Origin of the sequence: Asaia astilbis JCM 15831, assembly GCF_000613845.1 — a bacterium.
Classification (GTDB): domain Bacteria; phylum Pseudomonadota; class Alphaproteobacteria; order Acetobacterales; family Acetobacteraceae; genus Asaia; species Asaia astilbis.
Window position 1 is genome coordinate 1 of the sequence record NZ_BAJT01000003.1, and the last position, 14,591, is coordinate 14,591.

Genomic DNA, 14,591 nt, shown 5'->3' on the forward strand with positions numbered 1-14,591 from the left:
GGTCGCGGTTTTCTGTCTGGCGCTGGTTGCGAGCGCCGCGATCCTTGCCGCGTCTCTCGCGGCGGTCGGGCTGCTCACCTTCCTGCTCCGGATCGGCCCAAGGCAGGGTTTCGATGCCCTCGATCTCAATCACAGGGATCGCGGCATGCTTCAGCTTTTCAATTGCTTCGGCCAGCTGCTTCTGGCGCGGGGTGGCCATACTATAGGCGTGGCCAGTTTTGCCAGCACGTCCGGTGCGTCCGATGCGATGGATATAATCTTCCGCATTGAACGGCAGATCGAAATTGAAGACGTGCGACAGACCGCCGATATCGATGCCGCGTGCTGCGACGTCGGAGCATACCAGAATTTGAACTTCGCCGGTCTTGAACCGCTCGAGGGTCTTGAAGCGTAGCGACTGAGCCAGATCCCCGTGAAGATGGCCGACAGAAAATCCGTGCTTGTGCAGGGATTTGTAAAGCTCATCTACATCGCGCTTGCGGTTGCAGAACACGATGGCGTTCTGAACGGCTTCCCGCTTCAAGAGCTTGCGGAGCACCCGGCGCTTTTCGGTCTCATCAACCACGAGAAGCGCTTCTTCGATCGTCGTAGCGACGGAAGAGGGGCGTGACACCGTGATCTCTTCCGGCAGGCGCAGGAACTGATCGGCGAGGGTGCGGATCTCTGGAGCCATGGTGGCTGAGAAAAGCAGCGTCTGGCGTTGCGCGGGCAGCAGCGAAACAATGCGCGTGATATCGGGGATGAACCCCATATCGAGCATGCGGTCAGCCTCATCCACAACCAGAATGCTGGTCTGAGTCAGCAACAGGCCACCACGATCGAACAGATCCATCAGACGACCCGGGGTCGCGATCAGGATATCGACGCCCTGATTGAGCACGGCGCGCTGGTCGGCCATGCTTTCTCCGCCAATCAGCAGGGCATGGTTCAAACGCAGATGCTTGCCGTAGAGCGTCAGATTCTCAGCAACCTGAAGCGCGAGCTCACGTGTCGGCTCGAGGATAAGCGAGCGAGGCATCCGGGCGCGGGCACGTGATCCGGCCAGACGCTCAAGCATGGGCAGGGTAAAGGAGGCTGTCTTGCCTGTACCGGTCTGGGCAACGCCAAGCACATCCTGTCCCCCGAGCACGACGGGGATAGCGCGTGCCTGAATCGGCGTTGGATGCTCGTAGCCCATTTCCTCAATGGCGCGCATGATCGGCGCCGAGAGGCCCAGCTCTGAGAACAGCGGCTTCGGGGATTCTGTTTCACTTATCGCAGTCGCAGCAGGCTCGCTCTTCGTCGGCACGGTCTCGGCCGCAATAGCTTGTTCGCTCTGAGCAGATGGGGCGACGCGCTTGCGACGACCGCGTTTTGGAGCGGGCTGCACGATGTCTTCGGCGACACTCGGTGCTGGGACAGGGGCGTTTTCCTGTGCAGCCACTTTTGCTTTTGCTGTTGTGACAGCGCGTTTCCGCGTGGCTTTGGGCGTCGAACCGACAGCATTGTCGTCAGCAGCGATCGTAATTGCCTGAGTGGTTTCAGACTTCTTCGCCGCAGCAGATTTGGAAGCGGTTGAGCTTCTGCTGCGTGTGGTCTTGCCTTTGGTATCAGCCACCACATCGACGCTTTGAGTCTCAGCCGTTTCGGTAATCGTTGCAGCAAGCGGAGTCTTGCGAGGGCGGCCACGTCCGCGCTTAACGGGTGGCGCTTCGGCAGGTGCTGCTTGCGGCGTTTCCTCAGCTTCCGATTTCGTGGCTGTCGTCCGGGTGCGTGACACTTTTACAGCGCCTGATTTCACACCAGTCTTGACGACGGTGGCACGCGGCTTACGGGCAGACGATGCCTTGACCTGAGCGTCGACGGCAGGTGCGTCAGGCTCTGCGTCCCGGGTCTGGGATCCCGTTACGGTCTCCACCACAGCGTTTTCCGTTTTTGAGGAGGAACGTTTTTTTCGGGTGGGGGAGGTTTTTGCGGAACCTGCGGTCGATTTTGCGGTCAAACTGCTCTCTGATAACTATGAAGGTCTAGAAATAATGCGAGGCTCAGGCATCGCATGATTACAGATGGGCCAACGCAGAGTGTTGGCCAACTGCCAGTGCGTTATCGTGAAATCCTGCAAAAGGCAAGAATTTCCGGGTCTCTCTGCGTTGCTCCGACGCAAGCGCGGGTGTTTATCGGTTCTGGCTACGGAGTCGACACGCTTTGTTGTCAGACGCCTCCGCCCATAGCGGCGAAGAACACGGTCAGGACGCCGAGTGCGACCATCAGAATGACGCGCTGTCTTACCTTGTTGAAGAGGGCGGGCTGCGGGCGAATGGCGCGGCGAAGAGCCTGGAAAGGGCCGAAATAGCTGCTTACGAAAAGTAGCGCCATGATGAGCGCCAGGCCCTGCATGATATTGATCGGCAGGCTCATGACACCGAACCCACCCATATGGATGACCAGCAGCCAGCCCGTCACAAGCGCTGTGGGTACGATGTGGAGCAGCGTGCGGAAATAGCGCGCGATGAGCTGGATCTGGATATTCTGTCGCTGGGCGGGCTCAAGAAGTGCGACGGTGCTGCGGCTGACGATCGCCGCATAGAGGCCGCCACCGATCCAGTAGGCCATGCACAGGAGGTGGAGCGCGAGGATGACGCTCCAGAGATACGGGTTCGACATGTCTTCTCCACGTAAAATAGCCGCTCCTGAAAACATCGCAGCTTCAAAAGCAGGGGATCCGGGATACCGGTGGTTTCTGGGACGTTCCCTAGCACCATGCGCGGAATCATCAACAGGGGATTGAAACGATCATGAAGCCAGAGCTGCAGTTCGCCTTGCTCACGGCGGCGCAATGCGCCGTCATGGATCGAAAAGCCAGCGAGACCATCGGGATCGCTGGCTTGATGGATCGCGCCGGGTGGGCGGTGGCGCAGGCCGTGCGTGCGCGCTTTACACCCCGTCGCGTACTGGTGCTGTGCGGACCCGGAAATAACGGCGGCGATGGGTATGTTGCGGCGCGCTATCTTGAGCGTGCGGGTTGGCCGGTGCAGGTGGCTGCTCTTTCCCCTCCGCGCGAGGGAAGTGCTGCAGGCGAGGCTAGCAGGCAGTTTCGAGGGCTAAGAACCGGGTTTTCTGCACAGAATGCGGCGCGTGCTGACCTTGTGATCGACGCAGTCTTTGGCGCTGGGCTGGATCGACCGCCGTCGGAAGAGGTTATGAGTGTGTTGCGTGCGGCAAAAGCACTCGTTGCCATCGATCTGCCGAGCGGGGTCGATGGGACGACAGGCGCGCTTCTGGCTGATGGCCCGGACTATCGGATGAGTGTCACATTCGTTCGCCCCAAGCCGGGGCATGTGCTTTATCCTGCGCGCGCGAAGTGTGGCGAGACGATATGTGCGGATATCGGCATGCCTGAAGAATGTGTTTCTCATGCTGCGCCCGATATCTGGCTGAATGTCCCCGGGCTTTGGCGCATCCCTGCGATGACCCCGCAGGATCATAAATACACTCGCGGCGTCGTCAGCCTCTGTGCCGGGCGTGTCATGCCCGGTGCGACACGACTTGCTGCGGCTGGTGCACGGGCAAGTGGGGCGGGCCTCGTTAGGATCAATGCAGGGGAGGGAGCCGATTCTTACCGTCTCGGGGCACCCGGTCTTGTTGTTGATGACGCATCACTTGTTTCCTTACTCGAAGACAAGAGAAGAGCCGTCTGGCTTTGCGGTCCGGGTTTGACCCCTGAAGAGGTTGATGCCTGCCTGCCGCTCCTGCTGGCTGCAGATAAGATCGTCCTCGCCGATGCCAGCGCGCTGGGCTGGGCGGGGAATGAGCCTGAGAGGCTGCGTGGTGTCTCCGTGATCACGCCCCATATCGGAGAATTCACCCGGCTCTTTGGTCCACCAGATGACGATTCTGTCTCTGCCGCGCGCAGGGCTGCGGCAGAACTCGGGGCCGTGGTAGTTCTCAAGGGGGCGGTCAGTGTGATCGCTGCACCAGATGGGCACGTCGCCTTGAACGATCATGCGAGTCCGGCTTTGGCGACAGCGGGATCGGGCGACACGCTTGCCGGGGTCATTGGTACGATGCTCGCTGCAGGAATGCCCCCGTGGGAAGCAGCCTGCGCGGGCGTCTGGGTTCACGGGGAGGCGGGCTTGCAGGCGGGGCACTGGCCGATTGCAGAAGCGCTCGACGCGCATTTGGGGGATGCGCGCGCCAAGGCCATCGAGCTGGCTTGTGGAACCGGTGAACTTGCTGTAAAGCGGCGCGCTTGACGGACTGGCTTCGGCTGGACCGCGTGTGCGGGCGTGGTGGAATTGGTAGACACGCCAGATTTAGGTTCTGGTGGCGCAAGTCGTGGGGGTTCAAGTCCCTCCGCCCGTACCAAAAATTTTCTCCTTAGTCGGGGCTTTCCGCCTTGCCTGTGCTGCGATGAAGCCGGGCGCGGGGCCCCGATGGCAACCCGGTCAATAGAGGATCGCCTGACAGATGCAGGTTACCCAAACGCAATCCGAAGGTCTGAAGCGCGGCTTTACCGTCACTGTGCCGGCTGGCGATCTGGAGGCGCGCCGTAACGCTCGTCTCGCCGAGCTCGGCCGTACGATCAACGTCCCTGGCTTCCGTCCGGGCAAGGTGCCCGCATCGCTCGTCAAGCAGCGCTACGGCGCCGCGCTGAACGGCGAGATCATGGAGCAGGCTGTCAACGAAGCGACCAACAAGGTCCTCGACGACAACAAGCTGCGTCCAGCGGTTCAGCCGAAGGTCGATCTCGTGTCTGGTGGCGAAGGCGAAGGCGATCTCGAATTCAAGATCGAACTCGAAGTCCTTCCTGAAATTGCGGTTCCGGATCTGTCCGGTCTCGAGCTGACCCGTCTGACGGCCAAGCCGGCTGACGAGACGATCGACAAGGCTCTTGCCGAGCTGGCCAAGCGTCAGCGCAGCTTCGAGGCGATTGAGGAAGACCGCGCAGCCCGTACGGGTGATGTCGTCAACTGCGACTTCGTGGGCAAGCTCGATGGCACGCCGTTCGATGGCGGTACCGCGCAGGACGTCAATGTCGAGATCGGCGGCGATGGCTTCATTCCCGGTTTTGCCGAGCAGCTCGAAGGCATCAAGGCTGGTGACGAGAAGGTCATCACCGTAACGTTCCCCGCCGAATATCAGGCCAAGGAACTGGCCGGCAAGGAAGCGACCTTCGACATCAAGGCGAATGCGCTGAAGACGCCGGTTGACCCCACGCTCGATGACGAGCTGGCCAAGAAGATCGGTTTCGAAAACATCGCCCAGGTGCGCGACATCATCGTCAAGCAGGCTGAGAACGAGTACGTGCAGCTGTCACGTCTTCGCATCAAGCGTGAACTGCTCGATGCTCTCTCCAGCAAGACGGATTTCGAAGCGCCTGAGAGCATGGTCGAGAGCGAGTTCGGTCAGATCTGGCAGCGTGTCGAGCAGGACCGCGCATCCGGTGAGATGGACGAGGAAGACGCAGGCAAGGACGAAGAGACCCTTCGCGCCGATTATCGCAAGATTGCCGAGCGCCGCGTGAAGCTCGGACTGCTGCTTGCAGAAATCGGCCGCACGAAGGAAATCACCGTGTCGCGTGAAGAGCTGATGCAGGCCGTCCGTCAGGAAGCCATGCGTTATCAGGGCCAGGAACAGGCCGTGTTCGAGTTCTTCACCAAGAACCCGCAGGCAGCTGACGGTCTTCGCGGCCCGATTCTGGAGAACAAGGTCGTCGATTATCTGATCGAGCTGGCCAAGGTCACAGAAAAGGAAGTGACGCCGGAAGAGCTGGCAGAGATTCCGCCGGCCGACCTCTGATCATCTGATTCGCGCTGCGACTCTTGGAGTCCGTTCGTTTTTTGACGGACGGGCTCTAGGCGTTCATGGTGACGATACCAAGATGAAAGAAGTCATTCACCGGCCCCGTCAGGGCCGGTGACAGTTAGGAACGGAAATGCTCATGAGAGATCGCGATCCCGTCGAGGTCTTCAATAATGCGCTCGTGCCGATGGTCGTCGAGCAGACGTCACGCGGCGAACGGGCTTTCGATATCTATTCCCGTCTCCTGCAGGAGCGGATTATCTTCCTGACCGGCCCTGTCTATGATCAGGTGGCTGCGGTGATCTCGGCTCAGCTTCTCTATCTGGAGAGCGTCAATCCGAGCAAGGAAATCTCCTTTTACATCAACAGTCCTGGCGGTGTGGTCTCGGCTGGCTTGGCCATGTACGACACGATGCAGTATATCCGCTGCCCCGTAAGCACGGTCTGCATCGGTCAGGCCGCATCGATGGGCTCTCTCCTGCTCGCCGCTGGCGAGAAGGGACGTCGTTTCTGCCTGCCAAATGCTCGCGTGATGGTGCACCAGCCCTCAGGCGGCGCTCAGGGGCAGGCTTCCGACATCGAGATTCAGGCACGCGAAATTCTACTGATCCGTCAGCGTCTGAACGAGATCTATCGTCATCACACGGGACGTACGCTTGAAGAAATCGAGCAGAAGCTCGAGCGCGACAGCTACCTTTCGGCTGATGAAGCTCAGGCCTTCGGTCTTGTTGACGAGGTTGTGCAGGCGCGTCCCAAGAGCGTTTCCGAACAGGCTTGACCTTGTTCCCGGTTGTGAGGTCCGGCCCTCTCGCCGGACCTTGAGCGGGGTCGCTGTTGGCGGCGCCGCGAACAGGGCCGAAAGGTCCTTTTTTTGCCTCTGGCCGGAGGGGCTTGCCGGGCTCTCATCGCCTGGCTTAAGTTTGGAATTCCCCCTGTCGTGGTCCGGTCGTATGGCCGATCCGATCGGGGAGGAGGAGCAGCGATGAATAACAAGACCGGCGATTCGAAAAATACCCTTTACTGCTCGTTCTGCGGCAAATCGCAGCATGAGGTGCGAAAGCTCATTGCCGGTCCTACCGTTTTCATCTGCGATGAATGCGTCGAGCTGTGCATGGATATTATCCGTGAAGAGCACAAAACCCACCTTGTGAAGTCGCGCGACGGTGTGCCGACGCCTAAGGAAATCTGCAAGGTTCTCGATGATTATGTGATCGGCCAGTTCATCGCCAAGCGTGCGTTGTCGGTGGCTGTGCATAATCACTACAAGCGTCTCGCTCACTCCCAGAAGAGCAACGAGATCGAGATTGCGAAGTCCAACATCATGCTTGTCGGACCGACCGGTTCAGGCAAGACGCTGCTCGCCCAGACATTGGCGCGTATTCTCGATGTGCCTTTCACGATGGCCGATGCAACGACGCTGACCGAAGCAGGGTATGTGGGTGAAGATGTCGAAAACATCATCCTAAAACTGCTTCAGGCCGCCGATTACAATGTCGAGCGTGCTCAGCGTGGCATCGTTTATATCGACGAAATCGACAAGATTTCGCGCAAATCGGACAACCCCTCGATCACGCGCGATGTGAGTGGTGAAGGTGTGCAGCAGGCGCTGCTCAAGCTGATGGAAGGCACGGTTGCCTCTGTTCCGCCTCAGGGCGGACGCAAGCATCCTCAGCAGGAATTCCTGCAGGTCGATACGACCAATATGCTTTTCATCTGCGGTGGCGCTTTTGCCGGTCTCGATAAGATTATTTCGGCTCGCGGCAAGGGATCGGGGATCGGCTTTGGCGCGGACGTCAAAAATCCCGATGACCGCCGTCTCGGAGCTGTGCTGCATGATGTCGAGCCAGAAGATTTGCTGAAATTCGGTCTGATTCCCGAGTTCATCGGGCGTCTTCCGGTCGTCGCGACGCTGGAAGATCTGGACGAGGAGGCGCTCGTTGCCATTCTGTCCAAGCCCAAGAACGCGCTGGTGAAGCAGTATCAGCGTCTGTTCCAGATGGAAGGCGTCGACCTGACCTTCACGGATGATGCGCTGGTCCAGATCGCTCAGCGTGCCATCGCCCGCAAGACGGGTGCCCGTGGCTTGCGGTCGATCATGGAAGCGATCCTTCTTGGGACGATGTTCGATCTGCCCGGCCTCGAAGGGGTGGAAGAAGTCGTGATTAACAAGGATGTCGCAGAAAACCGGGCCACGCCTGTCTACGTTTATGGCAAGGGCAAAACGGCCGAACCTGCAGAGCAGTCCGCCTGAAAGAATGAAATGAGAACGAAGGGCTGACTTGCTGCACCGTCCCCTCGTTCTCATATGAAGAGAATCCTGCTGAGCTAGGCAGAACAGACGCGGCGTCGATCACGCCATATTTCGGGTGACATCGCCGAGATCGTCCTTAAGGAGATCAGAGTTTTATGAGTGAAAAAAAGAGGAAGACTGCAGCGAGCAAGACCGGCGCGGCAGCGAAGGCAGGGCAAGCCAAGGCAACCCAGACCAAGTCGAAGCAGAACGAGACCATCGCAGTCCTGCCTCTGCGCGATATTGTTGTTTTTCCCCATATGATTGTGCCGCTCTTTGTTGGGCGTGAGAAATCAGTGCGCGCGCTTGAGGCAGTGACGCGGGATAACAAGCAGATTCTGCTCGTTGCTCAGAAAAACGCGTCGCAGGATGACCCGCCGGCCGATGACATCTATCGTTTCGGAACCGTCTCCACGATCTTACAGCTTCTGAAGCTGCCTGATGGCACGGTGAAGGTGCTCGTCGAGGGTGTCCGTCGCGCGCGCATTAAGGAATTCCATGATGTCGACGGGCATTTCGAGGCGGAAATCGACGAGGTCGCAGACGCCCCGGAAACCGGTAAGGAAGTCGAGGCGCTCGGCCGCACGGCAATTTCCCAGTTCGAGCAATATATCAAGCTCAACAAGAAAATTGCGCCGGAAGTCATGGTGTCGCTCAACCAGATCGAGGATCTCTCGAAGCTGGCCGATACGATTGCGAGCCATCTGAATCTCAAGATTTCGGAGAAGCAGGATATTCTCGAGGGCGGCTCGGTGAGTCAGCGCCTTGAGCAGGTTTTTGCTCATATGGAGCAGGAAATCGGCGTCCTGCAGGTCGAAAAGAAGATCCGCAACCGCGTCAAACGCCAGATGGAGAAGACGCAGCGCGAGTATTATCTGAACGAGCAGCTCAAGGCGATCCAGAAGGAGCTCGGCGAGGGTGAGGACGGACGTGACGAGACCGCCGAAATTGAAGAGCGCATCGTCAAGACCCGTCTGAGCAAGGAAGCTCGTGAGAAAGCTCTGGGCGAACTGCGCAAGCTGCGTGGCATGAGTCCTATGTCGGCTGAATCGACGGTCGTTCGGAACTATCTCGACTGGATTCTCAGCATCCCCTGGAAAAAGCGCTCGAAGGTCTCGCGTGATTTCGCCGCGGCTGAAGGAGTTCTTGAGGCTGAGCATTACGGGCTCGATAAGGTCAAGGAACGGATCCTCGAATATCTGGCTGTGCAGACGCGCTCGCAGAAACTCAAGGGCCCAATTCTGTGCCTCGTCGGTCCGCCGGGTGTTGGCAAGACCTCGCTGGCGCGCTCCATCGCCAAAGCGACAGGTCGCCAATATGTGCGCATGTCGCTTGGTGGTGTGCATGACGAGTCCGAAATCCGCGGACATCGCCGTACCTATATCGGGTCCATGCCGGGCAAGATCGTGCAGGGCATGAAGAAGGCGAAGACGTCCAACCCGCTTTTCCTGCTCGATGAAATCGACAAGCTCGGATCGGACTGGCGCGGTGATCCGTCTTCAGCTCTGCTTGAGGTGCTCGATCCAGAACAGAACAGCACCTTCAACGATCATTATCTTGAGGTTGATTACGACCTGTCGGATGTCATGTTCGTGACGACGGCCAACAGCCTCAACATGCCCCAGCCTTTGCTGGATCGCATGGAGGTGATCCGTCTCTCCGGGTATACGGAAGACGAAAAGGTCGAGATCGCGCGTCAGCATCTGGTCGGCAAGCAGGCTGAGGCTCACAATCTCAAGCCGCATGAGTGGTCGATCAGTGATGACGCATTGCGCAGCCTGATTCAGCACTACACCCGCGAAGCCGGTGTGCGTAGCCTTGAGCGTGAGATCGCCAAGATCGCGCGCCGTGTGGTCAAGCGCCTCGTCACGACGTCTGTGGAAACCATTGCGGTTACTGCGGAAAATCTGGGAGATTTCTCGGGTGTGCGTCGTTTCAAGCATGGCGAAACCGAGACGGAAGACCTGGTTGGCATGGTGTCTGGCCTCGCCTGGACCGAGGTTGGGGGCGAAATTCTGACGATCGAAAGCGTGTTGCTCCCGGGCAAGGGTCAGGTGAAGGCAACCGGTAAGCTTGGCGAGGTCATGCAGGAGAGTGTGTCTGCGGCTGTCTCTTATGTTCGGTCCCGTTCACAGTCTTTCGGTATCAAGCCTTCGATCTTCGAGAAGCGCGATATCCATGTGCACGTTCCCGAAGGCGCAACACCCAAAGACGGTCCGTCCGCAGGTGTCGCCATGGCCACGTCGATCGTCAGTGTGATGACGGGTATTCCCATCCGTCGCGACGTTGCGATGACCGGAGAAATCACGCTGAGAGGACGTGTGCTCGAGATTGGCGGTTTGAAGGAAAAGCTGCTCGCAGCGACCCGCGCCGGGATCAGCACGGTTTTCATTCCCAAGGATAATGAGAAGGATCTCGCCGAGATTCCGACTAACGTCAAACAAGCATTGACGATTATCCCAGTCTCCCATGTCGATCAGGTTCTGGCTGCCGCTTTGGTACGACCGCCAGAAGCCATCGAGTGGGAGGAAGAGGAAGACGTTCCTGCTGGTCGAGAGGCTGACAAGCCCAGCAATCAACTGCCACATTGATGTTGCCCGGTCTGTGTCACTAAGCCGGGCCGACGCCCACAGACACAGGCCGAGTAGTGACGCATTTGACCTGAAGTAAAGAGAGAAGGGGCACTCCACATGGGGTGCCCCTTTTTGTCAGGCATGGCAGGAAAGACGCAGCCCTTATTAAAGCGTTAAATACCGTCGTTTTGACGCAGTCTCTTCGGTTGACTTGAAGAATAGCGGCTCCATAGTGCCTTGAGAACATGTCGTGAGGTCGGCAGCAGGCCGGATCGTAGGGATTTTCGTGAGGGAACGAGATGGATAAGCCGCTTAACAAACAAGAGCTGATCGCAACGGTCGCGGAAAAAGCAGACCTCCCGAAGGCAAAAGCTGGGGATGTCGTCGAGGCAGTCTTTGCAAGTATTGAAGAAGCTCTGGCGCGCAAGCAGGAAGTAAGACTGGTTGGCTTTGGTTCGTTCGCCACGACGACGCGCAAGGCAGCCAAGGGCCGTAATCCGCGTACGGGTGAGGAAATCGACATCCCCGCATCGGTTTCCGTGCGGTTTCGTCCCGGTAAGGGCTTGAAGGATTCCGTGAGTTAACGTATCCCCACTTTCACGACAGGCAGCGATTCGACGCTTCCTGTCCTGAGGGCGATTAGCTCAGCGGTAGAGCGTCTCGTTTACACCGAGAGGGTCGGCGGTTCAATCCCGTCATCGCCCACCATTCCTCAGTTTTTGGAAGAGTCATGAGCTTCCCCTGGTCCCTGACGTGTTACGATACACTTGGGTCGACCTCAGATTTCTGCAAATTGCAAGCTGAGAACGGAGCCTCCAACGGAACGGCTGTTTTAGCTTTTCGTCAAAGTGCTGGGCGTGGAACACGTGGCCGCGTCTGGGCTGCGCCGGAGGGTAACCTCTCCTTTTCTTTCCTTTGCCGATATCCGCGCAGAGACGCACTCATGCAGGTTCTGCCTTTCATTATTGCACTATCGGCGCATGAGGCACTGACCTGCGTACTGCCAGACGCGCCGCTGCGGTTGAAATGGCCTAATGATATCATCTGCCATGATGCGAAGCTCTGCGGCGTCCTGATCGAGAGCGGTGGCTCGGCAGAAGATGCCTGGATCGTTGTCGGGATTGGAGCCAATTTGCAGTCAGCGCCCGTTATCGAAGGGCGCAAAACCGTCTCTGTGGCTGCGCTTGGGGGTGTTGCGGCTCCTGAGCCTCTGGCCAGAAGCATTCTCGATCAGTTCTCGCTCTGGCTGAGCCGGTGGGAGAGGGGGGGCTTTGAGCCGATCCGGACTGCCTGGCTCGACCGGGCGCACGCGCGGGTTCCCGGCTTGCGGTTCAGAGGGGGGAGAACTATATTGAGGGTTTCTTCGCAGGGCTCGATCTGACCGGTCGACTTCTGCTTCAAACCGACCAGGGCGAGATACAGACGTTCGCGGCGGGAGATATTCTACTGCTTGGGTGAAGGACGGTCTGTGCTCCTCGTTGTCGACGCTGGTAATACCAATATCGTTTTCGCCGTGCATGACGGCAGAGAATGGCGTGGCACTTGGCGCATTTCGACCAATGACCAGCGCACGTCCGACGAGTATGCTGTCTGGCTCTTGGGTCTGATCGAGCGCTCCGGCCTCCAGCCCAAAGACGTCTCACGAGCGATTATCGGGACCGTTGTTCCTGCGGCGTTGTACCACCTTCGCCGGCTTTGCCGCGAATGGCTCGGCGTCGAGCCTTTGATCGCGAATACCTCTCTGGATTGGGGGTATCCTCTCAAGGTCGATACGCCCTCTGAAGTCGGCGTCGATCGTCGCCTCAACGGTCTGGCAGCCCAGCACTTCTTCGGCGGCCCTTTGGTGGTCGTCGATTTCGGAACGGCCACGACATTCGACGTTGTCGATCAGGATGGTGCCTTTTGCGGCGGTGCGATCGCGCCTGGTGTCAATCTCTCGCTCGAAGCGTTGCATCAGGCAGCGGCACGCTTGCCGAGGATCAGCGTTGGTCGTCCGTCTTCAGCGATTGGACGCAATACGTCGGTCGCGATGCGTTCTGGCCTGTTCTGGGGTTATGTCGGTCTGGTCGAAGGGATCGTTTCGCGCATTGCGCTTGAGATGGTCACGCCGATCAAAGTGATTGCGACTGGGGGGCTCGCCCCTCTGTTTTCCGAAGGAACAAATCTGTTCCAGCATGTTGCTCCTACTCTCACGCTCGATGGGCTGCGCCTTTTGGCTGCGCGCAATTCGTTGAGCGAATTTATTCCGGCACCGGGATGATGGTGTGTGTACTTTGTATGTTTTTAGGATTTTTGAATGTCAGTGACTGAAAAGGGTCTCGCTTTCCTGCCTCTCGGCGGGACGGGTGAGATCGGTATGAATTTCAACCTCTATTGCCTCGATGGCAAATGGCTCGCGATCGATTGCGGTATCGGATTTTCGGGGAACGACACCCCCGAAGCAGAGATTCTGATGCCGGATCCGCTCTTCATCGCAGAGCGCCACAAGAGCCTCTGTGGTCTCGTTATTACCCACGCGCATGAAGATCACCTTGGAGCCGTGGCTCATCTGTGGCCGCAGCTTCGCTGCCCGATCTATGCCACACCTTTTGCGGCGGCCGTGCTGCGTCGCAAGCTGGGTGAGGCCCATCTGCTGCCTCAGGTGACGATCCACACCATTCCGATGGGCGGTCGTTTCGATGTCGGTCCGTTTGATCTGCAGTTCATCAACGTGACGCATTCCGTTCCCGAGGCGCAGTCTCTGGTGTTGCGCACGCCTTATGGCACCATCGTGCATACGGGTGATCTCAAGCTCGACAACGAGCCCGTCGTCGGCCCTCTGACCGATCTTGAAGCCTTCCGCGCACTTGGCGACGAAGGCGTTCTGGCCATGGTCTGCGACAGCACCAACGTTTTCCGCGAGGGCATCTCGGGCACTGAAGGCCAGGTGCGTGACTCCATGGCCGGGCTGATCAAGACCCTTCATGGTCGTGTAGCGGTCACCTGCTTCGCGAGTAACGTTGCGCGTGTGGAATCCATTGCGCGTGCGGCAAAGGCCGCGGGGCGTCAGGTCATGGTTGTCGGGCGTTCGCTGCGTAACCTCGAAGTAGCAGCGCGTGAATGCGGCTATCTTCAGGATATACCGCCCTTTCTTGATGAGCGTGAAGCCAACTCGGTTCCCGATAACCGTCTGCTGATGATCATCACTGGCAGCCAGGGGGAACCGCGCTCCGCGCTCTCGCGCATCGCGTCTGATGTGCATCCGAATATCGCGCTGGGTGAGGGGGATACGGTGATCTATTCTTCGCGAATGATCCCCGGCAACGAGCAGGCCGTGATGGCAGTGCAGGATAACCTGACCCGCCGTGGCGCCACGGTGCTGACCGACAAGGACCATCTCGTCCATGTGTCTGGCCACGCAACGTCTGATGATCTGCGTCATCTTTACAGCCTTGTCCGCCCGAAACTGAGTGTGCCGACTCATGGCGAATGGCGTCATCTTACGGCCCATGCAGCGCTTGCGCGCGATACAGGGGCGGAAGCGATCCTTCTGGAAGACGGCGATTTGTTGCGCCTGGGCCCGGATCATGCCGAAGTTGTCGACACCGCACCGACGGGACGATTGGCTCTTGACGGTGGACGTCTGCTTCCCATGACCGGGGGCGTTCTGGCGGCGCGCCGCAAGATGCTGTTCAATGGCATGGTCATTGCGAGCTTCGCCGTCGATGACGAAGGCTATGTGATCGGTATGCCCAAGATCAGCGCGCCTGGTCTGCTGGAGGCTGAAGATCCGGAAAGCACGCGGATTTCGGAAGAATTCGCCGACGCAATCGACGAAATTCCCGATGATCTGCGTCGTGATGACACGACGTTCCGTGAAGCGGCTAAGACGGCGCTGCGTCGCGCTTTGGGGCGCAAATTGCAAAAGCGCCCCTTGGTGGATGTTCATCTGCTGCGGGTCTGATTCC

General features: G+C 58.7%; 12 protein-coding genes and 2 tRNA genes. 12 read left to right on the top strand and 2 right to left on the bottom strand.

Translation table 11 applies throughout. The features are described from left to right. Both JCM15831_RS16115 and JCM15831_RS02695 read right to left on the bottom strand, forming a co-directional pair. A partial coding sequence (locus tag JCM15831_RS16115) for a DEAD/DEAH box helicase (protein ID WP_408735015.1) occupies positions 1–1,633 on the bottom strand: 1,633 nt, incomplete at its 3' end. A 557-nt stretch (positions 1,634–2,190) separates the two neighbouring features. Next, on the bottom strand, positions 2,191–2,643 hold the full coding sequence (locus JCM15831_RS02695) for a hypothetical protein (RefSeq protein WP_025822541.1): 453 nt from the start codon (positions 2,641–2,643) through the stop codon (positions 2,191–2,193). Positions 2,644–2,774: 131 nt separating this feature from the next. Here JCM15831_RS02695 and JCM15831_RS02700 point away from each other — a divergent pair, with 131 nt between their 5' ends. The 12 genes from JCM15831_RS02700 (at position 2,775) to JCM15831_RS02750 (ending at position 14,587) form a co-directional block, all read left to right on the top strand. Then, the gene (locus JCM15831_RS02700) at positions 2,775–4,232 is read left to right on the top strand and encodes a bifunctional ADP-dependent NAD(P)H-hydrate dehydratase/NAD(P)H-hydrate epimerase (protein ID WP_025822543.1); all 1,458 of its coding nucleotides are present in this window, start codon (positions 2,775–2,777) and stop codon (positions 4,230–4,232) included. 27 nt (positions 4,233–4,259) lie between these two features. After that, positions 4,260–4,344, top strand: a tRNA-Leu gene (locus JCM15831_RS02705). Between the two features lie 102 nt (positions 4,345–4,446). After that, on the top strand, positions 4,447–5,778 hold the full coding sequence (gene tig / locus JCM15831_RS02710) for a trigger factor (protein WP_025822545.1): 1,332 nt from the start codon (positions 4,447–4,449) through the stop codon (positions 5,776–5,778). Positions 5,779–5,920: 142 nt separating this feature from the next. After that, entirely contained in the window at positions 5,921–6,559 is a 639-nt protein-coding gene (locus JCM15831_RS02715) for an ATP-dependent Clp protease proteolytic subunit (RefSeq protein ID WP_035773782.1), read from the top strand. Positions 6,560–6,763: 204 nt separating this feature from the next. After that, positions 6,764–8,032 carry an ATP-dependent Clp protease ATP-binding subunit ClpX gene (gene clpX, locus JCM15831_RS02720; RefSeq protein WP_025822549.1) on the top strand — a complete coding sequence of 423 codons (1,269 nt, stop codon included), beginning with the start codon at positions 6,764–6,766 and terminating at the stop codon, positions 8,030–8,032. A 299-nt stretch (positions 8,033–8,331) separates the two neighbouring features. Beyond that, positions 8,332–10,662 carry an endopeptidase La gene (gene lon / locus JCM15831_RS02725; RefSeq protein WP_269530317.1) on the top strand — a complete coding sequence of 777 codons (2,331 nt, stop codon included), beginning with the start codon at positions 8,332–8,334 and terminating at the stop codon, positions 10,660–10,662. A 281-nt stretch (positions 10,663–10,943) separates the two neighbouring features. Beyond that, positions 10,944–11,228, top strand: coding sequence for an HU family DNA-binding protein (locus JCM15831_RS02730; protein WP_025822553.1), 285 nt, complete (start codon positions 10,944–10,946; stop codon positions 11,226–11,228). Positions 11,229–11,277: 49 nt separating this feature from the next. Next, positions 11,278–11,352: transfer RNA gene (locus JCM15831_RS02735), tRNA-Val, on the top strand. A 22-nt stretch (positions 11,353–11,374) separates the two neighbouring features. After that, positions 11,375–12,025, top strand: coding sequence for a biotin--[acetyl-CoA-carboxylase] ligase (locus JCM15831_RS16120; RefSeq protein ID WP_051528266.1), 651 nt, complete (start codon positions 11,375–11,377; stop codon positions 12,023–12,025). Further along, positions 12,022–12,102, top strand: a complete 81-nt coding sequence (locus JCM15831_RS22295; protein ID WP_232227979.1) for a hypothetical protein — start codon at positions 12,022–12,024, stop codon at positions 12,100–12,102. The genes JCM15831_RS16120 and JCM15831_RS22295 overlap by 4 nt, the downstream gene beginning before the upstream one ends. A gap of 10 nt (positions 12,103–12,112) precedes the next feature. Beyond that, positions 12,113–12,904, top strand: a complete 792-nt coding sequence (locus tag JCM15831_RS02745; protein WP_025822555.1) for a type III pantothenate kinase — start codon at positions 12,113–12,115, stop codon at positions 12,902–12,904. Between the two features lie 36 nt (positions 12,905–12,940). Then, positions 12,941–14,587, top strand: a complete 1,647-nt coding sequence (locus JCM15831_RS02750) for a ribonuclease J (protein ID WP_025822558.1) — start codon at positions 12,941–12,943, stop codon at positions 14,585–14,587. Positions 14,588–14,591: the final 4 nt, after the last annotated feature.